The organism is Zoogloea sp. LCSB751 (assembly GCF_002028455.1).
In the GTDB taxonomy this organism is placed as follows: Bacteria; Pseudomonadota; Gammaproteobacteria; order Burkholderiales; family Rhodocyclaceae; genus Zoogloea.
In genome coordinates this window covers 202,929-226,091 of the sequence record NZ_MWUM01000006.1, presented here as the reverse complement: position 1 = coordinate 226,091, position 23,163 = coordinate 202,929, and the positions used below count along the sequence as shown (strand labels likewise).

Here is a 23,163-nt window from a genome sequence, read left to right as displayed (position 1 = left end):
GGAATCAATGAGCCACAGCCTCCGTCAAACGACCGCCCTGCTGACCCTGTTGTCGTCCAGCTATGCACTGGCCCAGACTCCGGCCGCCGACCCTGGCGCTACCGATCCGGCCCAGTCCTTCGACACCGTCATCATCACCGGTACCCGCCAGGCCGGCCTGAAGGCTGCCGACAGCCCGGCGCCGATCCAGATCCTCGATGCCGCCACCCTCAAGCGCAGCGGCCAGCCCGACCTGATCCAGGCCCTCACGCAGAACGTGCCGGCCTTCACCTCCGACGCCAAGGGCGGCGATGCCGCGGCGCTGACCACCGCGGCCCGCCTGCGCGGCCTCAATCCAAACCACACGCTGATCCTCATCAACGGCAAGCGCCGCCACGGCACCTCCAACGTCAATGTCACCGGCGGCGCCTTCTCAGGCGGCGCGTCGGCGGACCTGGGCCTGATCCCGCTGTCCGCCATCGACCACATCGAGGTGCTGCAGGACGGCGCCGCTGCCCAGTACGGTTCCGACGCCATCGCCGGCGTCATCAACATCATCCTCAAGCGCAACGACCAGGGCGGTACCGTCAGCATCGGCGGTGGCCAGTACTACGACGGCGACGGCACCAGCGGCAACCTGTCCGCCAACATCGGTCTCAAGCCCCACGAGGACGCCTTCCTGAACCTCAGCGTCGAGACCAAGTACCACGGCCACAGTGACCGCAGCGACTACGACGCGCGCTTCGTGCCGCCTTACCTGAGCGCCGCCAACGCCAACGTGAAGAACGCGCCGGGTTATCCCTACGTGAACCGCACTTTTGGCGATGCGGCTGTGCGTCAGACCATCCTGTCCGCCAACGGCGGCATCGAGCTGGCCGGCGGTACCGAGCTGTACGGCTTCGCCACCTATGGCGCCAAGCACGCCGAGGCGATCCAGAACTACCGCGGCACCTCCACCGCTCCGGGCGTTTATCCCCTCGGCTTCAGCCCGATCGAGGTCCACGACGAAGAGGATTTCGCCTTCACCGTTGGCGTGAAGGGCGAGGCGCTGGCCGGCTGGCGCTACGACCTGGCCACCACCTACGGGCGCGACTACGCGTCGGTGGGCAACATCGATTCGCTCAACGTGCAGCTGTGGAAGGACACCGGCAGCACCCAGAGCCGCTTCTACGAGGGCTACCTGAAGGCCAACCAGACCACCACCAACCTGGATCTCAACCGGGATTTCAACGTGGGTTGGGCCTCGCCGCTCAACGTGGCCTTCGGTGTCGAGCACCGGGTGGACGAATACGCCATCGGTGCCGGTGAGCCGGCTTCCATCTACCGCGGCGGCGCCGCGGCCTTCCCCGGCTACACCGCATCCGACGCCGGCAACCACACCCGCCGCAGCAACGCGCTCTACGTGGACGTGGCCGGCTCGCCGATTGACAAGCTGAAGCTCGACGCCGCCCTGCGCACCGAGCGCTACAGCGACTTCGGCAGCGCCACCGTCGGCAAGCTGACCGGCCGCTACGACGTGGCGCCGAGCTTCGCCGTGCGCGGCACCGTCAGCAACGGCTTCCGTGCGCCGACGCTGGCCGAGCAGAGCTATTCCGCCACCTCGGTGTCGCCGACTACTGCCTCGGTGATCCTGCCGACCTCGGCCGCTGCCGCGCGCCTGCTCGGTATCGACGAGCTGAAGGCCGAGAAGTCGCGCAACTTCAGCATCGGCATCGTCGCCAAGCCGGCGCCGAAGGTGACCGCCACGCTGGATGTCTATCAGATCAACATCAAGGACCGCATCCTGCAGAGCGGCTCCCTGTACGGCACCCTCAACGGCGCGGTGCGCGCCGAGGCGGTCAATGCGGCGATCGTCGCCAACGGCAACAGCATCCCGGCCGGCATGTCGTCCACCGGCGTGGTGGTCTTCTCGAATGCCGGCGACACCCGCAACACCGGTGCCGACGCGGTGATCACCTATGCCGACGACTACGGCGGCTTCGGCCGGGTGGACTGGAGCCTGGGGGCCAACATCAATCAGGTGAAGGTCACCAAGATCAAGGGCGCGCCGAGCCAGCTCAATGGCCAGCAGTTCCTCGACCAGACGGCGATCAGCTACATCGAGGATTCCTCGCCTGCCTTCCGCCTCAACCTGGGTGCCCTGTGGCGCAAGAACGACTGGACGGTGAACCTGCGCGAGAACGTCTTCGGGTCGTCGTCCTTCTACTCGTCGGTTAATAACGTCACCTACTACGAGAACAAGACCTCCACCAAGTTCATCACCGATCTGGACGTGACGCGGCAGATCACCAAGGCCTGGGCCGTGACGGTGGGCGCCAACAACCTGTTCAACGTCTATCCGGACAAGCTCAACAGCGACTACCGCCAGGCCCTCAACGCCCTCGGCCGGCAGAACGTGGCCCAGTACGCGTCCTTCTCGCCGATCGGCATCAACGGCGGCTACTACTACTTCAAGGCGAACTACCGCTTCTGAGCGCGCCCTTTACGGAATCACTGTCATGAATCCCCAACTCTCCCGCCGGACCCTGTTGAAGGGCTCCCTCGGCCTCGCCGTGGCCGCTGCCTCTGCCCTGCGCGGGGCGCCGGCCCTGGCCCAGTCGGCGGCTGTCCCGGCCGTCGCACTGCCCGCCGTGCCGGGCGGCGATGCGCTGACGGTGGCCCGCAACGAGGCCTACTGGACGCAGATCGCCGCGCTGTATCGCCAGTCGCCGGATTTCGTCAATCTGGAGCACGGCTTCTACGGCATCATGCCGCGCCCGGTGCTGGTCGAACTGCAGCGCAACATCGAGCGCCTCAACGAGCGCAACTCTTACTTCCTGCGCCAGGAATACAGCCGCGAGACGGACGCCGTGCGTGGCCGTATCGCCGCGCTGCTGGGCGTGCAGGCCGACGAGATCGCACTGACCCGCGGCGCCACCGAGGCGCTGCAGAACCTGATCACCAACTACCGCGGCCTCAAGCCCGGCGACACGGTGATGTACGCCGACCTGGACTACGACAGCGCGCAGAGCGTCTTCGACTACCTGCCGGAGCGGCGCGGTGTGAAGGTGGCGCGCATCGTGCTGCCGGAGCCGGCCACCGAGGCCGGCATCCTCGATGCCTACGCCAAGGGGCTGGCGGCCAACCCGGGCACGCGCCTGTTGCTGCTGACCCATATCAACCACAAGACCGGGCTGATCCTGCCGGTGGCGGAGATCACCCGGCTGGCCAAGGCCCGCGGGGTGGATGTGATTCTCGACGCGGCCCACTCGTGGGGCCACATCGACTTCCGCCTGCCAGAACTGGGCGGCGTCGACTTCGCCGCGTTCAATCTGCACAAGTGGGTCGGTGCGCCGCTGGGCGTGGGCTTCCTGTACATCCGCAAGAGCCGCCTGGACGACATCGCGCCGCACCTCAGCGCGGCCGGGGAGGGCACCGGCGACATCCGTTCGCGGGTCCATTCCGGCACTACGGCCACCGCCAACGTGATGACGGTGCCCACCGCGCTGGACTTCCAGGCCGCCATCGGGGTGCCCAACAAGGAGGCCCGCTTGCGCTACCTGCGCGACTACTGGGTGGAGCGGGTGAGGGATGTGAAGGGCGTGCAGATCCTCACTCCGGACGCGCCGCGCCTGCACGGGGCGATCAGCGCGCTGCGCATCGGCGGCCGCAGCAGCCTGGCCGACAGCCAGGCCCTGGCGCGCCGCCTGCGCGAGCAGTACGGCATCTTCACGGTGGCCCGCGGTGGGCTCGCCTCGGGGGCCGTAGTGCGCATCACGCCGGCCATCTTCACCCGCCCGGCCGACCTGGACCGGCTGGTGACGGCGGTGCGGGAGATCGCCCGCGGTTGAGCGCGCCGGGCAGTAAGAGGCCCGGCGCGTGGTCCTTCAAGCAAGTCGTGGGGGCGAATTCATTCGCCCACCCCGGCCTCAGCCGTGCAGCGCCGCCGCGTGGTGGCGCAGGTGCTCTTCGATGAAGCTGGCGATGAAGTAGTAGCTGTGGTCATAGCCCGGCTGGCGGCGCAGGGTCAGCGGGTGGCCGGCGGCGGCGCAGGCGCGGGCGAGGGCATCCGGCTTGAGCTGTTCGGCGAGGAAGCTGTCGGCCTCGCCCTGGTCCACCAGCAGCGGCAGGCGTTCGCCGGCGCCGGCGATCAGCTCGCAGGCGTCCCACGCGCGCCAGGCCTCCCGGTCTTCGCCGAGGTAGCGGGACAAGGCCTTGTGCCCCCACGGGCAGTCCATCGGGTTGCTGATCGGCGCGAAGGCCGACACCGACAGGTAGCGGCCGGGGTTGCGTAGTGCGCACACCAGCGCGCCGTGGCCACCCATCGAATGGCCGGAAATGGCGCGGCGCGGGCTTATCGGCAGGTTCGCCTCGACGAGGGCCAGCAGCTCATGTACCACGTAGTCGTGCATGCGGTAGTGGGCCTTCCACGGGGCCTGGGTGGCGTTCACGTAGAAGCCGGCACCGTGGCCGAAATCCCACGCGCCATCCGGGTCGCCGGGGACGTTGGCGCCGCGCGGGCTGGTGTCGGGGGCGACGATGGCGATGCCCAGTTCGGCGGCCACCCGGTGGGCGCCGGCTTTCTGCATGAAATTCTCGTCGGTGCAGGTGAGGCCGGACAGCCAGTACAGCACCGGCACCGGGCCGTTCTCGGCCTGCGGTGGCAGGAACACGGCGAAGGTCATGTCGCAGCCGGTGCTGGTGGCGGCATGCCGGTAGCGGCGGTGCCAGCCGCCGAAGCTGCGGTTCTCGGAAACGAGGGTGAGGGGAGAGGTCATGGGTCGGGCTCCGGGCGAGTCCGACGGCCGGGCCCGGATGAACCCGCCCGTCGGGCTGCGCCGCTTACTTGTCGAAGTGGATGACGGTGCGGATGCTCTTGCCTTCGTGCATCAGGTCGAAGGCCTTGTTGATGTCCTCGAGGCCCATGGTGTGGGTGATGAAGGTGTCGAGCGGGATTTCACCGCGCTGGGCCTTCTCCACATAGCCCGGCAGCTCGGAGCGGCCACGCACGCCGCCGAAGGCGGAGCCGCGCCAGACGCGGCCGGTGACCAGCTGGAAGGGGCGGGTGGAGATCTCTTCGCCGGCGCCGGCGACGCCGATGATGATCGATTCGCCCCAGCCCTTGTGGCAGCACTCCAGCGCCGAGCGCATGACCTTGGTGTTGCCGATGCACTCGAAGGAGTAATCGACGCCGCCGTCGGTGAGGTCGACGATGACTTCCTGGATCGGCTTGTCGTAGTCGAGCGGGTTGATGCAGTCGGTGGCGCCGAGCTGCTTGGCGATCTCGAACTTGGCCGGGTTCACGTCGATGGCGACGATGCGCGAGGCCTTGGCCATCACCGCGCCGATCACCGCCGACAGGCCGATGCCGCCGAGGCCGAAGATCGCCACGGTGGCGCCCGGCTCGACCTTGGCGGTGTTCATCACCGCGCCGATGCCGGTGGTCACGCCGCAGCCGAGCAGGCACACCTTCTCGAGGGGGGCGTCCTTGCTGATCTTGGCCACCGAGATTTCCGGCAGCACGGTGTATTCGGAGAAGGTCGAGGTGCCCATGTAGTGGAAGATGGTCTTGCCGTCCTTGCTGAAGCGGCTGGTGCCATCGGGCATCAGGCCCTTGCCCTGGGTGGCGCGGATGGCCTGGCACAGGTTGGTCTTGCCGGAAAGGCAGAACTTGCACTTGCCACATTCCGGCGTGTAGAGCGGGATCACGTGGTCGCCGACGGCGACGGAGGTGACGCCTTCGCCGATCGCCTCGACGATGCCGCCGCCTTCATGGCCGAGGATGGCCGGGAAGATGCCTTCCGGATCGGCGCCGGACAGGGTGTAGGCGTCGGTGTGGCAGACGCCGGTGGCCACGATGCGCACCAGCACCTCGCCGGCTTTTGGCGGGGCCACGTCCACTTCGGTGATTTCGAGGGGCTGCTTGGCGGCCCAGGCGACGGCGGCGCGGGATTTGATCATCGGTGTCTCCGGTGGAAGGCTGAAGGAAAGCCGGCAGTGTAATTTATGGACTGCTGGCGGATAATCCGGTGCTTCGTCAAAACATTGTTGCTGTTCGGCAATAATAGATCGTCGCGTGCCGTCATGAGCCGTTGGGAAGGGTTGGAAGAGTTCGTTGCCGTTGCCGAGACCGGGGGCTTTTCGGCGGCGGCGCGCCGCCTGGGCCTGTCGGCGTCCCACGTGAGCCGCCAGGTGCAGCGCCTCGAGGAGCGCATGCAGACCCGCCTGTTCCACCGCAGCACGCGGCTGGTGCGCCTCACCGAGGCCGGGCAGGCTTTCTTCCAGCACTGCCGCCAGCTGCAGGACGGCTTCGACGAGGCGTTGCGTTCGGTGCTCGACCTGGAACAGAGCCCCAAGGGCCTGCTGCGCATCACCAGCTCGGCGGTGTACGGCGAGCGCTACATCGTGCCGCTGATCAACGAGCTGGTGGCCGAGCATCCGCAGCTGCAGGTCGAGATCGAGCTCGACAACACGCCCCGCGACCTGGTGCAGGAGGGCTACGACATCGCGATCCGCCTCGGCCGCCTGAGCGACACCCGGCTGGTGGCGGTGCGCCTCGCGCCGCGGGTGATGTACGTGTGCGCGACGCCCGACTACCTGGCCCGCCATGGCACGCCCACCAGCCTGGCCGACCTGGAGCGCCACAACTGCCTGCTCGGCATCTCAGACAGCTGGCTGTTCCAGGCCGACGGCCGCGAGCTGTCCCAGCGGGTGGCCGGCAACTGGCGCTGCAACAGCGGCCTGGCGGTGCTCGATGCGGCCCTGTGCGGCATCGGCGTGTGCCAGCTGCCCGACTATTACGTGCTGCCGCACCTGCACAGCGGCGCGTTGGTGGCGCTGCTGCCGGACTTCCAGTTGCACAGTCAGGCCCACGGGGTGTGGGCGCTGATCCCGCCGCGGCGCAACCTGTCGCCGAAGGTGCGCATCGTCGTCGAGCGCCTGCGCCAGCGCCTCGCCGCGCGGCCGGAGTACGCCGGCGGCGCCTTCGCCTGACCCCCTGCCGGCCGGAAAGCCGCAACCGGCGGTCTTTTCCACGGAGGGGGCGGAAATCGCGCGGGGCGCTGCAAACGCGATCCGGAGCGTGGTGGAGTACCGCAAGGTGCCTGAAGGCTTGTGTTAACCTGCGTTGCAATGATGGTGTCCGGCCCGCCGGCGAGGCTTGTCCGCGCCGGGGGGAACGGCCCGATCTTGCAGTGCAGGTGCAGGGCTGTTGAGCCCCGGGCAGTCGGACCCTTTCGAAGCGCATGGACGTACTCGCGAACATCAATCTCTCCATCGCCGTGGCGATGACCCTGCTGAGCGTGTCGACGGTGGGCGGCGCTTGCGCCGCAGTCGCCCGGTTCCGCCGCGCGAAGGAGGAGATGCGCCTCAGCAAGGAGTTCTTCCAGAGCACCTTCGATTCCGCCGCGGTCGGCATGGCGGTGGCCGACTTCGAGGGGCGCTACATCAAGGTCAACCAGGCCATGTGCGAGTTCGTCGGCTATTCCGAGGCCGAATTGCTGGGCATGTCCTACCACGACATCACCCATCCCGACGATCTGGCCGACAACGTCAGTGCGCGGGCCCGCATGCTCGACGGCACGCTGCCCAAGTTCCAGATGGAAAAGCGCTACGTACGCAAGGATGGCCGCGTGGTGTGGGCGCTGATGGTGGTCTCCGAGATCCTCGACAAGAACGGCCGGATGATCGCCTCGGTCGGGCAGATGCTCGACATCGATACCCAGAAGCAGGCGGAACGGGCCCTGCTCGAATCGCGGCGGGAACTGCGCGAACTGTCCCATCACCAGAAGACCCTGCTCGAGCAGGAGCGCAAGCACATCGCCCGCGAGATCCACGACGAACTGGGCCAGCGCCTGACCGCGCTGAAGATGGACATCTCCCTGCTGCGCATCGGCTTCGGCCACAACCCCGAGCTGTTCCGCATGGCCGAGCGCATGCGCGAACTGGCCGAAGGGACCATCGACGTGGTGCGCCAGATCGCCAGCAACCTGCGCCCGGCGGCCCTCGACCTGGGCCTGGTGCCGGCCATCGAATGGCTGCTGGAGGACCTCCAGCGCCGCTCCGAGATCCGCTGCCGTTTCTACGTGTGCGACGACGAGCTGGCGATGGACGAAGCTCGCGCGACGGTGGTGTTCCGCCTGGTGCAGGAGTCGCTGACCAATATCGCCCGCCATGCCCGCGCCCGTCACGTAGAGGTGTCACTGGCGCGGGAGGGCGACCGCCTGCGCCTGCGCATTGCCGATGACGGCTGCGGCTTCGACCCGCAGGCCACCGACAAGCTGCACAGCTTCGGCCTGCTCGGCATGCGTGAGCGGGTGCTGGCCCTCGACGGAAACCTGCTCTTCGACAGCAGTCCGGGGCGCGGAACCACGGTGTCCATCGAGCTCCCGCTGCTGGAGAAAGCCCGGCCGTGATCAACCTGATGATCGCCGACGACCATGCCATCGTCCGCAGCGGCCTCAAGCAGATCATCGCCACGACCATCGATATCGCGGTGGTGGCCGAGGCAACCCGCGGCGAGGACATCTTCGCGCAGTTGCAGCGGCGCGCCGTCGAGCTGCTGCTGCTCGACATGTCGATGCCCGGCCTGGCCGGCCTGGCGCTCATCGGCCGATTGCAGGTCGAGCATCCGCAACTGCCCATCCTGGTCCTGTCGATGCACAACGAGGGGCAGATCGTGGCCCGTGCTCTGCGCGCCGGGGCCAGCGGCTACGTGACCAAGGACAGCGAGCCGGAGGTACTGCTGGCGGCGATCCGCAAGGTGGCCCATGGCGGCCGCTTCATCGATCCGGCGCTGGTGGACCTGATGGTCTTCGATCGCGGGCCGTCCCGCCCGCTGGCCCACGAAGCCCTGTCCGAGCGGGAGCGTCAGGTGCTCGAAGGCATTGCTGCCGGGCTACCCCTGGGAGAGATCGCCGACCAGCTGCACCTCAGTCCGAAGACCGTCAGCACCCACAAGATGCGCCTGATGGAAAAGCTGCAGGTGGACAACAATGCGGACCTGATCCGCTATGCGATCCGCCACGGCCTGACCGTCGCCTGAGGAGAGCGCAAGGGCCGCTTTCGGAGGTCGGTTGGGAGACCATTGGCGAATCAGGGTTTTCTGCGCACGTTTCAGGAAAACCTGACATACACCCCCATGAAAGATTGCTATCGTCGGGCGCGAGGCCATCGAATTCGTGGCTGACGTTGATGCCGGGCACCATACAAAGAACATAGCCCGGGCATCCTGGAAAACAGCACGCGTCTCCCCGGTTACCGAGCCGCCAGATCGACCGGAGGGCATACACACCAAAGACAACCCGTGAAGGTCAACCTACCTGTTACACAGACCGAAGTGCCTTTCCCCCCGGGGCGCTACCTGGTCTCCAAAACCGATCTGAAAGGCATCATCACCCACGCCAACGATGCGTTCGTAGACATCAGCGGCTTCCAGCGCGACGAGCTGATCGGGCGCCCCCACAGTCTGGTGCGTCATCCCGACATGCCACTGCAAGCCTTTGCCGACCTGTGGCAGACGGTCAGGAGCGGTCTGCCGTGGCATGGCCTGGTCAAGAACCGCTGCAAGAACGGCGACTACTACGGGGTCAGGGCCTTCGTGGTGCCGGTTCGCAAGAACGGCCAGGCGGTGGGCTACATGTCGGTGCGCACCGAGCCGGCCCGCGACGCGGTGCGCGCTGCCGAGCACCTGTACGCCCAGGTCCGGGAGGGGCGGGCCCGCTTCCCGGGCGTCAATGCCGGCTTGCTGGGGCGTTTTTCCTTCAGCACCCGCTTGTGGGCCATAATGGGCGCCATGGCCATGTTATCAGCAGGGATAATGGTGGCGAGCTTTGCCGGCGAGCTGACGCCGGCGCGTACTGCGTTCGTCGGTACGGCCGCGCTCGTATCCACCCTCGTCTCCATCTCCGTCGGCATCTATTTCTCGCTGCGCGTCGATCGTCCGCTGGCGAGGGTGATTCGATTCTTCGACCAGATCGCCGAGGGCAACCTGCAGGCTTCCCGTGACGCCAAGCGGGCGGCGGGCGAGCTTCTCGCCACGTCGGGAAACCTCAAGGCCATGATCGGCGAGTTCAGAATTCACAAGGTGTGAAAACGGTGAATCCGTCACCGCCCCCCGCCTGAGACAGGCATAGAAGGATTTTAGGAAGCAGCATGCGCAACATCCCCCTGTTCAATACTGACGATCACAAGTTCATCCTGTTGAATGAGAGCGAGCCGGGCGAAGAGGACGGCATCCGTTCCAACCAGTATCTGGTTGTCCATGGCGACGACGGCGTGCTGCTCGATCCGGGCGGCTTCGGCGTGATGCCGCGGGTGCTGTCCGAGCTGCTGCGCTACGTGAGCCCGGACCGGCTGAAGGCCATCATGCTGTCCCACCAGGACCCGGACATCGTCGGCGGCCTGGCCACCTGGCTGGAAATCTCCGAGGCGCCGGTTTACGTGTCGAGCATCTGGATGCGCTTCCTGCCGCACTACGGCATCTCGTCGATGCGCCGCTTCATCGGCGTGCCCGACGAGGGCATGCAGGTCGAACTGGCCGAGGGCTTCAGGCTGGACCTGGTGCCGGCGCACTTCCTGCACTCGGAAGGGCAGATCAACGTCTACGACCCGATCTCGAAAGTGCTGTTCACCGGCGACATCGGGGCGGCGATGATGCCCGACGGCGAGGACGAGCCCTATGTGGACGACTTTGCCGCCCATCTGCCCTACATCGAAGGCTTCCACCGCCGCTACATGGCCTCCAACAAGGCTGCGCGCCTGTGGGTGGAGGCGGTGTCGCAGCTCGACATCGACTTCATCGCACCCCAGCACGGCCCCATCTACCGGGGCGCTGCGGTGCCCGCTTTCCTCGACTGGTTCCGCAACCTGGAGTGCGGCGTGGACCTGATGGTGGAGGCCGGGCGTTTCAGGAGGGTTCCGTGAATCCGAGATCCCACCGCTTGCCGGTCATTCCGCAGCGACAGGAGGGCATGCGCCAGCGGGTGCTGGAGAGCTTCGCGGCCCTGTTCGAGAGCCAGACGCGCAGCAGCCTGTTTGCGGCCAGCATCACCGAACTGACGCAGAGCGTGCGTGCCGAGATCCTGCAGGGGCTGCAGGCCTCCATCGGACAGGTCGAAGGCCTGCCGATGAGTGACGCCCAGCGGGTCGAGCTGACCCGCGGCCTCGATCGGGCGGTGGCGCGCTGCGAGCGCCTCGACAAAACCCTAGAACTGCTGGTCGGCGAGCGGCGCCGCCAGCTCGGCAACAACTCCCGCGACCTGCAGCAGGTCATGCTGGAGTTCAACCGGGTCTCCAAGGACCTGGCCGGCACGCTGATCGAGAAGGACCTGCTCGAACGCCAGAGCCGGGTGCTCGAAACCATCGTGCTGTCCCATGAGAAGGTCACCCAGTGGAAGGCCTTCGTGCAGGAGGTGCTGCTCGGTTTCCACGCCTTCTTCCCCTTCGACGTGTTCTTCATCGCCTTCTCCGAAGACAATGCGCTGTCCCTGTATATCTACTACATGGGCGAGTATCCGGAGGAGGTGAAGACGTCCGCCCGCCACAAGCTGTCGCGGGACATGATCGAGCACCTCGACCTGCCGTCCGACGTGCCGCTGGACATCGAGGAATTCCAGGTCGTCCGCAACCGCAACCGCAAGGCCGTCGACGCCAACAACATCCGCATGATCACCGTGCCGGTGCCGGACATGGATTCGTCCAATCTGTCCGGCCTGCTCGGCATCGCCTACGCGTCCCTCGACAGGCTGACGCCGCAGGAAAGCAGCGTGATCCATTCCATCCTCGCCGTGATGGTGATGGTGGTCGGGTCCAGCAAGGCCCTCAGCCGCACATTGTCGGAGCTCGAATACTATTCGACCCACGATCCGCTGACCGGCCTGCCCAACCGGCGCTACTTCAACGAGATGCTCGGCTACGAGCTCGGCCGCTCCGAACGCCACGCGCACGAGTTCTCGATCCTGATGCTCGACCTGGACGATTTCAAGGATGTGAACGACACCTACGGCCACCCGCGCGGCGACATGGTGCTGCAGCAGGTCGCCGAGAAGATGCGCACGGTGATGCGGCGCGGTGATCTGGCCACCCGCATCGGTGGCGACGAGTTCGCGATCATCCTCGTCGAGACCGGGCTGGAGGGCGCGATGGTCGTTGCCGAGAAGCTGCGCACCGAACTGCGCCAGATGAGCTTCGAGGGTGACGACGGCAAGATCTTCCACGTCACCACCTCGATCGGCATCGTCGCCTATCCGAACGACGCCAACAGCCTCACCGACCTGATGGCGGGCGTGGACATCGGCCTGTACCGGGCCAAGGAGCTCGGCAAGGACACCATCGGCACCTTCGAGTCGGTGAAGGACCGGGTCCATGCCAGCCGCCTGACCCGCGACTACGCCGAGAAGCTGCGCGTGTCCCTGCGCGAGAAGCGGGTGGTGCCGTACTTCCAGACCATCTTCGACTGCCGCACCGGCCAGCCCTTCGCCTACGAGACGCTGGCGCGCATCATCGAGCCGGACGGCACCACGCTGTCGGCCGGGGCCTTCATCGAGACCATCGAGAAATACGGTCTCGGCCGCGATCTCGACCGGACCATCATCGAGCAGGCCTTCGCCGCGGCGCGGGAGCGGCTGGATACCCCGGACACGCCGCCGTTCCGCCTGTTCATCAACCTGTCGGCGCAGGAGATCCAGGGCCGCGGCATCCTCGGCTATGCCGAACAGCTGTGCGCCAAGCTCGACATCCCGCCCAATGTCATCGTCTTCGAGATCCTCGAGCGGGACGCCATCGGCGACATGACCCACATGCGCAAATTCCTCAGCGACCTGCGCAAGAAGGGCTTCCTGTTCGCGCTGGACGACTTTGGCAGCGGTTACAACTCCTTCCACTACCTGCGCGAGCTGACCTTCGACTACGTGAAGATCGATGGCGCCTTCGTGAAGAACATCGTCAAGTCGAAGGTGGACCGCACGCTGGTCCGCAATCTCACCCGCCTGTGCCAGGAGCTGGGCATCCTGACCATCGCCGAGTTCGTCGAATCGGAGGACATCCTCGACGAATTGCGCAGCATGGGCGTGGATTACGCGCAGGGCTTCCACCTCTCCATGCCGGTCTCGCAGATGGCCTGACGCCGCCCGCCGGGCGGCGCCTCAACTGCCCGGCTTGATCTGCTTGCCGCAGTCGGCGAGCAGGCGGCGGATCCAGCGGTGGGCCGGCGACAGGTGGTTGCGCTCGTGCCACAGCTGGTAGAAGCGCATCGCCGGAAAGGGGATCGGCGAAGGCAGGATCACCAGCGGCAGCAGGTCGGCATAGAACTGCGCGAAATGCCGCGTGGTGGTGAACACCAGGTCGCTGTGCTGCAGCAGATACGGCGCCATCGTGAACGACTGCACCACCACCCGCTCGTCCCGGTTCAGGCGGTGCGTTGCCAGCACCGTGTCGATCACCCCGCGCTGGCTCATCGAATAAGGCATCGGCACCACATGCACCGCCCGCTGGTAGTCGTCGGCGGTGAATCCCTTGCGGGCCAGCGGATGGTTCGCCCCCACCAGGCACACGATTTCGTCCTCCAGCAGCATCGACAGGTGCATGCGGTGGGGCGGTTCCGGCCAGTTGCCGATCACCACGTCCAGATCTCCCTCGGCAAGAGAGCGCTCGAAATCGAAGTTGGGCCCCAGCGACTGCAGGCTCAGGCGCAGGTGCGGGGCTTCCTGGCGGATCCGCTCGACCACGCTTGAAATGAACATTGGCGCCAGGTAGTCCGGCGCGCCGACGCGGAACTCGTAACGGCTGGTCTGCGGCTCGAAGGATTCCGGCGCGAAGGTCATCCGGTCGATCTCCGCCAGTGCCCCCTTGGCGTGGGACAGCAGCGCCAGTGCCCGCTCGGTGGGCACCATGCCGCTCTTTTCCCGCACCAGCAGCGGGTCGCCGAGGATCGTACGGAGGCGCTTCAGCGCGAGGCTCACCGCCGGCTGGGACTGGTTCAGGCGCAGCGCCGTGCGCGACACGCTGCGCTCGGTGATCAGCAGGCAAAAGATCCGCAGCAGATAGGTGTCGAGCTGGTCGTCGCTTCGTCGGGTGCTCATGGGGGCGGGGGCAGGAAGATATTGAAAAGTATATATAGCTTATAAGCTCATATCCATTTCCTTAATCCCCGGCGGCTCTAAACTGCACAGCACATCCCCAACACCAACAACTGGAGACACAAGCATGGGACGCCTCACCACCCACGTGCTGGACACCGCCAGCGGCAAGCCGGGTAGCGGCATTGCCGTGACCCTTTACCGCCTGGACGGCGGCCGCCGCGAGATCCGCCGCGCCGTCACCAACCATGACGGCCGCTGCGACAGTCCGCTGCTCGACGGCGAGGCCTTCGAGTGCGGCAGCTACGAGCTCGTCTTCGCCGCCGGCGACTATTTCCGCGCCCAGGGCCAGGCCCTGCCGGAACCCCTGTTCGTGGACGAAGTGGTGCTGCGCTTCGGCATCGCCGACCCGGCCCAGCACTACCACGTGCCGCTGCTGGTGTCCCCGTGGAGCTATTCGACCTACCGCGGCAGCTGAGGCCCGACCTGCGCACCGTTTCGCACGAGAGACTGAAGAAACATGGAAACCTATCTCCTCGACTGGGCCAACCTGCTGCTGCGCTGGCTCCATCTGATCACCGGCATCGCCTGGATCGGCGCGTCGTTCTACTTCGTGATGCTCGACAATTCCCTGCGTCCGCCGAAGAAGCCCGAGGACGCCAGGCGTGGCGTGTTCGGCGAGCTGTGGGCGGTGCATGGCGGCGGCTTCTACTGCAGCCAGAAATTCCTCACCGGCCCGCAGGGCGAGCCCCTGACCCACGACCTCCACTGGTCCAAGTGGGAGGCCTACACCACCTGGCTGTCGGGCATGAGCCTGCTGGCGGTGGTGTACTGGATCGGCGCCTCCAGCTACCTGATCGACGCCAAGGTGATGGCGCTGACGCCGCCCGCCGCGGTCGGCATCTCCATCGCCTTCCTGGCTGCCGGCTGGGTGGTGTATGACCTGCTGTGCCGTAGGCTGATGGGCCGCGACGGCCTGCTGGCGGTGCTGCTGTTCGGCTTCGTGGTGCTGGCCGACTGGTTGCTGCACCAGCTGTTCTCGGCCCGCGGCGCCTACATGCATGTGGGGGCGATGCTCGGCACGATGATGGTGGCCAACGTGTTCATCCACATCATCCCCGGCCAGAAGCGTATGGTCGAGCAGATCCGCGCCGGCCAGCCGGTGGACCCGCGCCCCGGCCAGATCGGCAAGCAGCGCTCGGTGCACAACACCTACTTCACGCTGCCGGTGCTGTTCGTGATGATCAGCAACCACTACCCGATGACCTATTCCCACCCCAATGGCTGGCTGGTGCTGGTGGTCATGATGCTGGCCGGCGTGCTGATCCGTCAGTTCTTCGTGTTGCGCCACCGCGGCCAGGTGAAGTGGTGGCTGCCCGCCGCCGGTGTCGCGCTGCTGGCCCTGCTGATGGTGTTGATGGCGCCCGCGCCGGTGAAGAGCGATGGCGAGAAGGTGAGCTTCGCCGCCGTCAAGCAGGTGGTCGATACCCGTTGCACCGCCTGTCACGCCGAGCATCCGACCCAGGCCGGCTTCGCCCAGCCGCCCAAGGGCGTCGTGCTGCAGAGTGCCGAAGGCATCGCCCAGCACGCCGCCAAGATGGCCGAGACGGTGGCCAGCGGCTACATGCCCCTCGGCAACCTGACCGGCATCAGCGCCGCCGAGCGCCAGCTGATCGCCCGCTGGTACGCCCAGGGCGCCAGGCTCGCCGACTGAGATTCAGCCCCCGACCCCAGCACGACCTTGAGGACTTGAAAAAATGAATGCGCTCACCTCCGTCGCCGCCCTGTCGGCGCTGCCGCGGGACGAGTTCGTCGCCCGCCTGGCCGACATCTTCGAACACTCCCCGTGGATCCCCGAGCGGGCCTGGGCGGCCCGTCCCTTCGCCGACGTCGAGGCGCTGCACACTGCGATGCTGGCCGTGCTCGACGCCGCCACGGACGACGAAAAGCTCGGCCTGATCCGCGCCCACCCGGAGCTGGCTGGCAAGGAAGCCGCCGCCGGCACGCTGACCGTGGCCTCCACCGGCGAGCAGCGCGGTGCCGGCCTCGACCAGTGCAGCGCCGACGAACTGGCCCGCCTGCGCAAGCTGAATGCCGCCTACCGGGAACGTTTCGGCTTCCCCTTCGTCATCGCGGTGAAGGGCCTGTCGCGCTACCAGATCATGGACGCGGTGGAGGCCCGCCTCGCCAACGATGCGGCCACCGAGTTCCGCAGCTGCCTGGCGCAGATCGGCCGCATCGCCCGTTTCCGCCTCGACGCGCTGCTCGGCTGAGCGCAAGGAGACCCGCCATGAGCAAGATCGATCCCGCCTATCCCCGCGACCTGATCGGCTACAGCCGCAAGCCGCCCTTCGCCGACTGGCCGGGGCAGGCCCGGGTGGCCGTCCAGTTCGTCCTCAACTACGAGGAGGGCGGTGAGAACTGCGTGCTGCACGGCGACCCCGGCAGCGAGCAGTTCCTGTCCGAGCTGTTCAACCCGGCCAGCTACCCGGACCGCCACCTGTCGATGGAGGGCGTCTATGAGTACGGCTCGCGCGTCGGCGTGTGGCGCTTCCTGCGCGAGTTCGAACGGCGCGGCCTGCCGATGACCATCTTCGGCGTGGCTATGGCGCTGCAACGCCACCCCGAACTCACCGCCGCCTTCAAGGAACTCGGCCACGAGATCGCCTGCCACGGCTGGCGCTGGATCCACTACCAGAACGTGGACGAGGCCACCGAGCGCGAGCACATGCGGATCGGCATGGAGATCATCGAGCAGCTCACCGGCGAGCGGCCGCTGGGCTGGTACACCGGGCGGGACTCCCCCAACACGCGGCGCCTCGTCGCCGACTACGGCGGCTTCCTGTACGACTCGGACTACTACGGCGACGACCTGCCGTTCTGGTCCGAGGTGCACAAGAGCGACGGCAGCACCGCGCCGCACCTGATCGTGCCCTACACCCTCGACACCAACGACATGCGCTTCTCGCTGCCGCAGGGCTTTTCCCACGGGGACGAGTTCTTCGAATACCTGCGCGACGCTTTCGACGTGATGTACGAAGAAGGGGACGAGCGGCCGGCGATGCTCAGCGTCGGCATGCACTGCCGCCTGCTCGGCCGGCCCGGGCGTTTCCGCGCGCTGCAGCGCTTTCTCGACCATATTGAAAAGCACGACCGGGTGTGGGTGTGCCGGCGGGTGGATATCGCCCGCCACTGGATCGCCAGGCACCCCTACCGCCCCCAAGCCTGACAGAGAACATACAAGGAGACTCATCCATGGCCAGCCACACTCCCGGCGCCCCCGTTTTCGCCGCTCCCGCCGAGCTGCCCGACTGGGCGCTGCGTTCGGTGGATCTCGCCAACCCGCGCCTCGGTGCGCAGGCGCTCTACGCCTCCGACGACTTCTTTGCCGAAGTGTCGCGCATGCTCAACCCCGAACCGGCCCAGTTCGTGCCGGGCAAGTTCGACACCAACGGCAAGTGGATGGACGGCTGGGAATCCCGCCGCAAGCGCGTCGCCGGCCACGACTGGGCGTTGGTCAAGCTCGGCGTGAAGGGCGTGATCCGCGGCTTCGACGTGGACACCAGCCACTTCACCGGCAACTACCCGCCGGCAGTGTCCATCGAAGCCACCGTGTCGGTCTCTGACGACGTGGAGACCCTGAAGGCCGCCAGCTGGACCGAGATCCTGGCGGCCACGCCCCTCGGCCCCAACAGCCATCACATTCTCGAATGCGCCAGCGACGCGGCGTGGACCCACCTGCGCGTCAACATCTACCCGGACGGCGGCATCGCCCGCCTGCGCGTCTATGGCCGCCCGGTCGGCGCGCTGGAAAGCCTGACCGGCGATGAGACCATCGACCTCGTGGCGATGGAGAACGGCGGCCGCGCGGTGTCGTGGAACGACGCCAGTTTCGGCTCCACCGTCGCCGCGCTGCTGCTGCCCGGCCGCGGCCAGAACATGGGCGACGGCTGGGAAACCCGCCGCCGCCGCGAACCTGGCAACGACTGGTGCGTGCTCGAACTGGGCGCCGCCGGCACGGTCGAAAGGATCGAAGTGGACACCGCCTTCTTCAAGGGCAACTTCCCGGACCGCTGCTCGATCCAGGCGGCCTTCGTGAGCGGTGGCACCGACCGTTCCATCACCACCCAGAGCATGTTCTGGCAGACCCTGCTGCCCGAGCAGAAGCTCACGATGGATGCGGTGCATACCTTCACCGAACAGATCGCCAAGCTCGGGCCGATCACCCATGTGCGCTTCAACATCTTCCCCGACGGCGGCGTGTCGCGCCTGCGCCTGTGGGGCAAGGTGGCCAATACGGCGGTCAAATAAGGAGCGGCGATGAGCAGCCTCCGCCTGACCCCGCAGCCGCTCACCCGCGAAGCCTTCGCCCCCTTCGGCGATGTCATCGAGGCGAGCGACGCGGTGCGCCATTTCACCATCAACGCCGGCAACACCGAGCGCTACCACGACCTCGCGCAGATCGAGGCCGGCCCGGACGGCAAGGTGATCGTCTCCATCTTCCGCGGCCAGCCGCGCACGCTGCCTTTCAGCGTCGAGATGATGGAGCGCCACCCGCTGGCTAGCCAGGCCTTCATCCCGATGTCCGGCAAGCCCTACCTGATTGTGGTGGCACCGGCCGGCGCGGCGCCGAAGGCGGAAGACCTGCGCGTCTTCCTGGCCCGCGGCGACCAGGGCGTCAACTACGCCACCGGCGTGTGGCACCACCCGTTGCTGGCGCTGGAGACGGTGTGCGACTTCCTCGTCGTGGATCGCAGTGGCAACACCCCCAACTGCGACGAGGTGATCCTTGCTCCCGGCGCGGTGATCCCGGCCCCCTGAAAAAACAAGGAAGGAGCCCCTCATGCCGGTCGCTGTGCAGGAACGCGGTGCCCCACCGGTCGATGCGGTCGACGAGCACCTGCCTGCCGGCCGTCTCATCGCGCTGGGCTTGCAGCATGTGCTGGTCATGTACGCCGGCGCCATCGCGGTGCCGCTGATCGTCGGCGGCGCCCTCCGTTTGCCGAAGGAGCAGATCGCGCTGCTGATCAATTCCGATCTGCTGTGCAGTGGCCTCGTGACCATCATCCAGGCCTTCGGTTTCGGCAGGTTCGGCATCCGTCTGCCGGTGATGATGGGCGTCACCTTCGCCGCCGTCGGCCCGATGGTGGCGATGGCCGGCAATCCCGAGCTGGGCATCAACGCGATTTTCGGGGCCGGCATCGCGGCGGGTGTCTTTGGCATTTTCTTCGCGCCGCTGGTATCCCGCTGCCTGCCGCTGTTTCCGCCCGTCGTCACCGGCACCCTCATCTCGGTGATAGGCATTTCACTGATGCGCGTGGCGGTCAACTGGGCAGCCGGCGGCAACCCCACGATCCAGGAGGCGGCAACCGGCAAGCTGATCGACAACCCGGCCTACGGCGCGCCAGAGCACCTCGCTATTGCCGCCATCGTGCTGCTCACTGTGCTGCTGATCGCCAAATATGGGCGCGGCTTCCTGTCCAGCGTGTCGGTGTTGCTGGGCATGGTGGCCGGTTTCCTGGTCTCTATGGTCCTCGGCAAGGTCAGCTTCGCCGGCCTGGACGAGGCGCCATGGGTCGCCCTCGTCACTCCGCTGCAGTTCGGTATGCCGACTTTCGAGCCGGTGTCGGTGGCGACCATGTGCCTGGTGATGGTAGTGGTGATGGTCGAATCCCTCGGCATGTTCCTGGCCCTTGGCGAGCTGACCGGGCGCCGCCTGAGCCGCGACGACCTGACCCGCGGCCTGCGCACAGACGGTCTAGGCACGCTGATTGGCGGTTTCCTCAACACCTTCCCGCACACCTCCTTCTCCCAGAACATCGGCCTGGTGGGGGTCACCGGCGTGAGGAGCCGCTGGGTGTGCATCGTCGGCGGGGGGATCCTGATGGCCTTCGGCCTGTTCCCGAAGATGGCGGTGGTGATCGCCTCCGTGCCCCTGTTCGTGCTTGGCGGCGCCGGCATCGTGATGTTCGGCATGGTCGTCGCGACGGGTGTCAAGATCCTGGCCGGCGCCGACCTGGGCGGCAACCGCAACAACCTCTATGTGGTGGCGGTCAGCATCGGCCTGGGTATGATCCCGCTGGTGGCCCCGACTTTCTTTCAGCGCATGCCGGCGGCTCTGGGCCCGCTGCTGCACAGCGGCATCCTGCTTGCCACCGTGTCGGCGGTACTGCTCAATGCCTGTCTCAATGGAACCGGCCGCCGCTGAACGACAAGGACAATCTACATGCACACCGCCCCCCGCGATCTCCTCACCGCAATGTTCACCGCCGCGGTCAATGCCGCCCAGCCCGAGCACTGCATTCCCCGCTTCCTGCCCGAGCTGCCCAGGGGGCGGACCCTCGTCATCGGCGCCGGCAAGGCGTCGGCGGCGATGGCCCAGGCCCTGGAACGCCACTGGCCGGGGCCGCTGTCCGGCCTGGTGGTCACCCGCTACGGCTACGCGGTGCCTTGCGAGCGCATCGAGATCGTCGAGGCGGCCCACCCGGTGCCCGACGCGGCGGGCCGCGAGGCGGCCGCGCGGATGCTCGAGCTGGTGCGCGGCCTGAGCGCCGACGACCTTGTGATCTGCCTGATCTCGGGCGGCGGTTCGGCGCTGCTGCCGCTGCCCGGCGGGGGCGTCACGCTGGAGGACAAGCAAGCCATCAACCGGGCGCTGCTCAAGTCCGGTGCGACGATCTCCGAGATGAACTGCGTGCGCCGCCATCTCTCGGCGATCAAGGGCGGCCGGCTGGCGGCGGCCTGCCACCCGGCGCGGGTGGTGAACCTGCTGATCTCCGACGTGCCCGGCGACAACCCGATGGACATCGCCTCCGGGCCCACGGTGGCCGACCCGACGAGTTGCGCCGGTGCGCTGGAGATCGTCCGCCGCTACGGCATCGCGCTGCCGGCCGGCGCCCGCGCGCTGCTCGAGAGCGGTGCCGGCGAGACCGTAAAGTCGGGCGATCCGCGCCTGGCGGGCGTGTCCACGCACCTCATCGCCACCCCGCAGATGGCCCTGGAGGCCGCCGCCGACGTGGCCCGCACTGCCGGGGTGACGCCGCTGCTGCTCGGCGACAGCATCGAGGGCGAGGCCCGCGACGTGGGCAAGGTGATGGCCGCCATCGCTTTGCAGGTGAAGCGCCACGGCCAGCCCATCGCGGCACCCTGCGTGCTGCTGTCAGGTGGCGAAACCACCGTCACCGTGCGTGGCAACGGGCGCGGCGGGCGCAACGTGGAGTTCCTGCTGTCCCTGGCAGTGGCCCTCGATGGGGCATCCGGCATCCACGCGGTGGCCGGCGACACGGACGGCGTGGACGGACTGGAGGAGATCGCCGGGGCGCTGGTCTTCCCCGACACGCTGGAGCGGGCCTGGGCGGGGGGCATCCGTCCCCGCGACAGCCTCGACAACAACGACGGCCACGGCTTTTTCGAGGCCCTCGGCGATTCGCTGATCACCGGCCCGACCCTCACCAACGTGAACGACTTCCGGGCGATCCTGGTGACGCGATCCGCAGGTGAGTGACTGCGCCCCCACCGCAGCACACCAAACGATAACGAGGATGCACATGATGAAGAACATCAAGGCACTCACGATCGACGACGTGAAGCGTTTTGCCGCTGCCGCCGAGGCCGAGGCGTGGGCCCAGGCAATCCGGATACGCATGGTCATGCCCCTTGTGTCGATGCTGTCGGGCTGATCTTAGGGGAGCGGAGCGGTGGCGATAAGCGCCGCTGGAGGCACTTCTGTGCATACCGCCGGTATCGGCCCGGCGGCACCCGTCATGCGTTTTCAGCCAACTCGTTTGTACTTTCCGACGATCTGCGCGGGCCCGCGCTACGGGGCGTGGCGGGCCGGCTACACTGGCTGCGTGCATTCAACGCCATGACATAACAAGACTCCAGGAGACAAGCCATGTCCGATCTGCCGATCAGCCGCTACCCCGTTCCCGAACTCGCCGACCTGCCCGAGGACGTGCGCACCCGCATCCTTGGCGTGCAGGAAAAAGCCGGTTTCGTGCCCAACGTGTTTCTCGCGCTGGCTCACCGCCCGGAGGAGTTCCGCGCCTTCTTCGCCTACCACGACGCGCTGATGGAGAAGGACGTCGGCCTCAGCAAGGCCGAGCGGGAGATGATTGTCGTCGCTACCTCCGGCGCCAACCAGTGCCTGTACTGTGTGGTCGCCCACGGGGCGATCCTGCGCATCCGCGCCAAGAACCCGCGGGTCGCCGACCAGCTGGCCACCAACTACCGCAAGGCCGAGATCAGCCCGCGCCAGCAGGCCATGCTCGATTTCGCGCTGAAGCTGGCGCTCGACTCGGCTTCCGTCGGCGACGCCGACATCGCCGTCCTCAAGGCCCACGGCTTCGACGACGAGGCGATCTGGGACATCGGCGCGATCACCGCTTTCTTCGCGATGAGCAACCGGCTCGCCAACCTGATCTCCCTGCGCCCCAACGACGAGTTTTACCTGATGGGTCGCCTGCCGAAGAGCTGAGTGCCCGACACCGCTTTTTCCTTTCCCTCTCGGCCGCTAGTCCGGCCCTTTCATCGCCGGCACATGCCGGCGTTTTTTTGCTTGTGCTGCGGTGGAAGCTCCTGTGGGGGCGAATGAATTCACTCCCACAGATTCACTCCTACGAAATGCTGGCCGTGCAGCACGGCGAATTTTTTTCATCGGGCATGTAAGAACACCGGGGGCATTTCCGTCCAATCGCCAAGCCCTGATAATCCGGTGCGCCATGCCGGCCTCCGGCAGGGCCGATTTTCCAACCCATCAAGGAGATGCACCATGAAGAAGACCGCCGCCCTGACCGCCGCCCTCGCCGCTTCCGTTGCCTTCGGCGCCGCCCATGCCGCCGACAACCCCTTTGCCGCCAAGCCGCTGGAGGGGGGCTACCAGCTGGCCCAGGCCGACACCAAGATGCAGGACGGCAAGTGCGGCGAAGGCAAGTGCGGCGCCGACAAGAAAGCCGCCAAGAAGACTGCCTCGAAGGCGCACAAGAAGGTCGTGGCCGACAAGAAAGCCGATGGTTCCTGCGGTGCCGACAAAAAGGCCGACGGCAGCTGCGGCGCCGACAAGAAGAAGTAATCAAGTGGAATGGCCGGGGCGGGTGGAAGGCCTTCCCCGGTCCACACGGGAGGATTCGAC

At 67.0% G+C, this 23,163-nt stretch carries 22 protein-coding genes; 19 read left to right on the top strand and 3 right to left on the bottom strand.

The genetic code is table 11. From position 1 onward, the window contains the following. The first annotated feature begins 7 nt into the window (after positions 1-7). Together B4920_RS09505 and B4920_RS09500 are read left to right on the top strand one after the other, a co-directional pair. A complete protein-coding gene (locus B4920_RS09505; RefSeq protein WP_079434391.1) occupies positions 8-2,452 on the top strand; it encodes a TonB-dependent siderophore receptor in 2,445 nt (814 codons plus the stop codon). A 25-nt stretch (positions 2,453-2,477) separates the two neighbouring features. Then, positions 2,478-3,809 (top strand): aminotransferase class V-fold PLP-dependent enzyme, encoded by a 1,332-nt coding sequence (locus B4920_RS09500; protein WP_079434390.1) that lies wholly within the window; start codon positions 2,478-2,480, stop codon positions 3,807-3,809. A 78-nt stretch (positions 3,810-3,887) separates the two neighbouring features. On the opposite strand, the gene fghA is transcribed toward B4920_RS09500, so the two are convergent. Continuing rightward, positions 3,888-4,736, bottom strand: coding sequence for an S-formylglutathione hydrolase (gene fghA, locus B4920_RS09495; protein WP_079434389.1), 849 nt, complete (start codon positions 4,734-4,736; stop codon positions 3,888-3,890). Between the two features lie 64 nt (positions 4,737-4,800). Beyond that, positions 4,801-5,919 carry an S-(hydroxymethyl)glutathione dehydrogenase/class III alcohol dehydrogenase gene (locus tag B4920_RS09490; protein WP_079434388.1) on the bottom strand — a complete coding sequence of 373 codons (1,119 nt, stop codon included), beginning with the start codon at positions 5,917-5,919 and terminating at the stop codon, positions 4,801-4,803. A gap of 123 nt (positions 5,920-6,042) precedes the next feature. On the opposite strand from B4920_RS09490, the gene B4920_RS09485 reads away from it, so the two are divergent. From B4920_RS09485 to B4920_RS09460, 6 genes are all read left to right on the top strand, one after another. Further along, entirely contained in the window at positions 6,043-6,951 is a 909-nt protein-coding gene (locus B4920_RS09485; protein WP_079434387.1) for a LysR family transcriptional regulator, read from the top strand. Positions 6,952-7,202: 251 nt separating this feature from the next. Continuing rightward, positions 7,203-8,372 carry a sensor histidine kinase gene (locus tag B4920_RS09480; protein WP_079434386.1) on the top strand — a complete coding sequence of 390 codons (1,170 nt, stop codon included), beginning with the start codon at positions 7,203-7,205 and terminating at the stop codon, positions 8,370-8,372. Beyond that, positions 8,369-9,001: a response regulator transcription factor gene (locus B4920_RS09475; RefSeq protein WP_079434385.1), complete on the top strand. Its 633-nt coding sequence runs from the start codon at positions 8,369-8,371 to the stop codon at positions 8,999-9,001. The genes B4920_RS09480 and B4920_RS09475 overlap by 4 nt, the downstream gene beginning before the upstream one ends. 294 nt (positions 9,002-9,295) lie before the next feature. Then, the gene (locus B4920_RS09470; protein WP_254050890.1) at positions 9,296-10,048 is read left to right on the top strand and encodes a PAS domain-containing protein; all 753 of its coding nucleotides are present in this window, start codon (positions 9,296-9,298) and stop codon (positions 10,046-10,048) included. 62 nt (positions 10,049-10,110) lie between these two features. Further along, entirely contained in the window at positions 10,111-10,881 is a 771-nt protein-coding gene (locus B4920_RS09465; protein WP_079434383.1) for an MBL fold metallo-hydrolase, read from the top strand. Then, the gene (locus B4920_RS09460) at positions 10,878-13,079 is read left to right on the top strand and encodes a bifunctional diguanylate cyclase/phosphodiesterase (RefSeq protein ID WP_254050889.1); all 2,202 of its coding nucleotides are present in this window, start codon (positions 10,878-10,880) and stop codon (positions 13,077-13,079) included. Before B4920_RS09465 ends, B4920_RS09460 begins: the two co-directional genes overlap by 4 nt. Before the next feature lie 21 nt (positions 13,080-13,100). On the opposite strand, the gene B4920_RS09455 is transcribed toward B4920_RS09460, so the two are convergent. Then, on the bottom strand, positions 13,101-14,036 hold the full coding sequence (locus tag B4920_RS09455; protein ID WP_079434381.1) for a LysR family transcriptional regulator: 936 nt from the start codon (positions 14,034-14,036) through the stop codon (positions 13,101-13,103). Between the two features lie 124 nt (positions 14,037-14,160). Here B4920_RS09455 and uraH point away from each other — a divergent pair, with 124 nt between their 5' ends. The 11 genes from uraH to B4920_RS09405 all read left to right on the top strand — a co-directional run bounded on the left by uraH (position 14,161) and on the right by B4920_RS09405 (position 23,103). Beyond that, the gene (gene uraH / locus B4920_RS09450; protein WP_079434380.1) at positions 14,161-14,511 is read left to right on the top strand and encodes a hydroxyisourate hydrolase; all 351 of its coding nucleotides are present in this window, start codon (positions 14,161-14,163) and stop codon (positions 14,509-14,511) included. A gap of 42 nt (positions 14,512-14,553) precedes the next feature. Beyond that, complete coding sequence (locus B4920_RS09445) at positions 14,554-15,747, top strand: urate hydroxylase PuuD (protein ID WP_079434379.1); 1,194 nt, start codon at positions 14,554-14,556, stop codon at positions 15,745-15,747. A 43-nt stretch (positions 15,748-15,790) separates the two neighbouring features. Beyond that, positions 15,791-16,306, top strand: a complete 516-nt coding sequence (uraD, locus tag B4920_RS09440) for a 2-oxo-4-hydroxy-4-carboxy-5-ureidoimidazoline decarboxylase (protein WP_079434378.1) — start codon at positions 15,791-15,793, stop codon at positions 16,304-16,306. A gap of 17 nt (positions 16,307-16,323) precedes the next feature. After that, positions 16,324-17,262 carry an allantoinase PuuE gene (gene puuE, locus B4920_RS09435; protein ID WP_079434377.1) on the top strand — a complete coding sequence of 313 codons (939 nt, stop codon included), beginning with the start codon at positions 16,324-16,326 and terminating at the stop codon, positions 17,260-17,262. A 26-nt stretch (positions 17,263-17,288) separates the two neighbouring features. Then, positions 17,289-18,344, top strand: a complete 1,056-nt coding sequence (gene alc, locus B4920_RS09430) for an allantoicase (RefSeq protein ID WP_079434376.1) — start codon at positions 17,289-17,291, stop codon at positions 18,342-18,344. Positions 18,345-18,353: 9 nt separating this feature from the next. Continuing rightward, the gene (locus B4920_RS09425; protein WP_079434375.1) at positions 18,354-18,854 is read left to right on the top strand and encodes an ureidoglycolate lyase; all 501 of its coding nucleotides are present in this window, start codon (positions 18,354-18,356) and stop codon (positions 18,852-18,854) included. A gap of 22 nt (positions 18,855-18,876) precedes the next feature. Further along, positions 18,877-20,241 (top strand): nucleobase:cation symporter-2 family protein, encoded by a 1,365-nt coding sequence (locus B4920_RS09420; protein ID WP_079434374.1) that lies wholly within the window; start codon positions 18,877-18,879, stop codon positions 20,239-20,241. Positions 20,242-20,259: 18 nt separating this feature from the next. Further along, positions 20,260-21,537, top strand: a complete 1,278-nt coding sequence (locus tag B4920_RS09415; RefSeq protein ID WP_079434373.1) for a glycerate kinase — start codon at positions 20,260-20,262, stop codon at positions 21,535-21,537. Positions 21,538-21,580: 43 nt separating this feature from the next. Then, positions 21,581-21,712 (top strand): hypothetical protein, encoded by a 132-nt coding sequence (locus B4920_RS30735; RefSeq protein ID WP_256376085.1) that lies wholly within the window; start codon positions 21,581-21,583, stop codon positions 21,710-21,712. A gap of 215 nt (positions 21,713-21,927) precedes the next feature. Then, positions 21,928-22,509, top strand: a complete 582-nt coding sequence (locus tag B4920_RS09410) for a peroxidase-related enzyme (protein ID WP_079434372.1) — start codon at positions 21,928-21,930, stop codon at positions 22,507-22,509. A 294-nt stretch (positions 22,510-22,803) separates the two neighbouring features. Beyond that, entirely contained in the window at positions 22,804-23,103 is a 300-nt protein-coding gene (locus B4920_RS09405) for a hypothetical protein (protein ID WP_079434371.1), read from the top strand. Positions 23,104-23,163 lie beyond the last annotated feature (60 nt).

Coding starts and splice junctions, on each gene's coding strand:
- B4920_RS09505 (WP_079434391.1), top strand. CDS start 8: ATGAGCCACAGCCTCCGTCAAACGACCGCCCTGCTGACCCTGTTGTCG.
- B4920_RS09500 (WP_079434390.1), top strand. CDS start 2,478: ATGAATCCCCAACTCTCCCGCCGGACCCTGTTGAAGGGCTCCCTCGGC.
- fghA (WP_079434389.1), bottom strand. CDS start 4,736: ATGACCTCTCCCCTCACCCTCGTTTCCGAGAACCGCAGCTTCGGCGGC.
- B4920_RS09490 (WP_079434388.1), bottom strand. CDS start 5,919: ATGATCAAATCCCGCGCCGCCGTCGCCTGGGCCGCCAAGCAGCCCCTC.
- B4920_RS09485 (WP_079434387.1), top strand. CDS start 6,043: ATGAGCCGTTGGGAAGGGTTGGAAGAGTTCGTTGCCGTTGCCGAGACC.
- B4920_RS09480 (WP_079434386.1), top strand. CDS start 7,203: ATGGACGTACTCGCGAACATCAATCTCTCCATCGCCGTGGCGATGACC.
- B4920_RS09465 (WP_079434383.1), top strand. CDS start 10,111: ATGCGCAACATCCCCCTGTTCAATACTGACGATCACAAGTTCATCCTG.
- B4920_RS09455 (WP_079434381.1), bottom strand. CDS start 14,036: ATGAGCACCCGACGAAGCGACGACCAGCTCGACACCTATCTGCTGCGG.
- uraH (WP_079434380.1), top strand. CDS start 14,161: ATGGGACGCCTCACCACCCACGTGCTGGACACCGCCAGCGGCAAGCCG.
- B4920_RS09445 (WP_079434379.1), top strand. CDS start 14,554: ATGGAAACCTATCTCCTCGACTGGGCCAACCTGCTGCTGCGCTGGCTC.
- uraD (WP_079434378.1), top strand. CDS start 15,791: ATGAATGCGCTCACCTCCGTCGCCGCCCTGTCGGCGCTGCCGCGGGAC.
- puuE (WP_079434377.1), top strand. CDS start 16,324: ATGAGCAAGATCGATCCCGCCTATCCCCGCGACCTGATCGGCTACAGC.
- alc (WP_079434376.1), top strand. CDS start 17,289: ATGGCCAGCCACACTCCCGGCGCCCCCGTTTTCGCCGCTCCCGCCGAG.
- B4920_RS09425 (WP_079434375.1), top strand. CDS start 18,354: ATGAGCAGCCTCCGCCTGACCCCGCAGCCGCTCACCCGCGAAGCCTTC.
- B4920_RS09420 (WP_079434374.1), top strand. CDS start 18,877: ATGCCGGTCGCTGTGCAGGAACGCGGTGCCCCACCGGTCGATGCGGTC.
- B4920_RS09415 (WP_079434373.1), top strand. CDS start 20,260: ATGCACACCGCCCCCCGCGATCTCCTCACCGCAATGTTCACCGCCGCG.
- B4920_RS30735 (WP_256376085.1), top strand. CDS start 21,581: ATGATGAAGAACATCAAGGCACTCACGATCGACGACGTGAAGCGTTTT.
- B4920_RS09410 (WP_079434372.1), top strand. CDS start 21,928: ATGTCCGATCTGCCGATCAGCCGCTACCCCGTTCCCGAACTCGCCGAC.
- B4920_RS09405 (WP_079434371.1), top strand. CDS start 22,804: ATGAAGAAGACCGCCGCCCTGACCGCCGCCCTCGCCGCTTCCGTTGCC.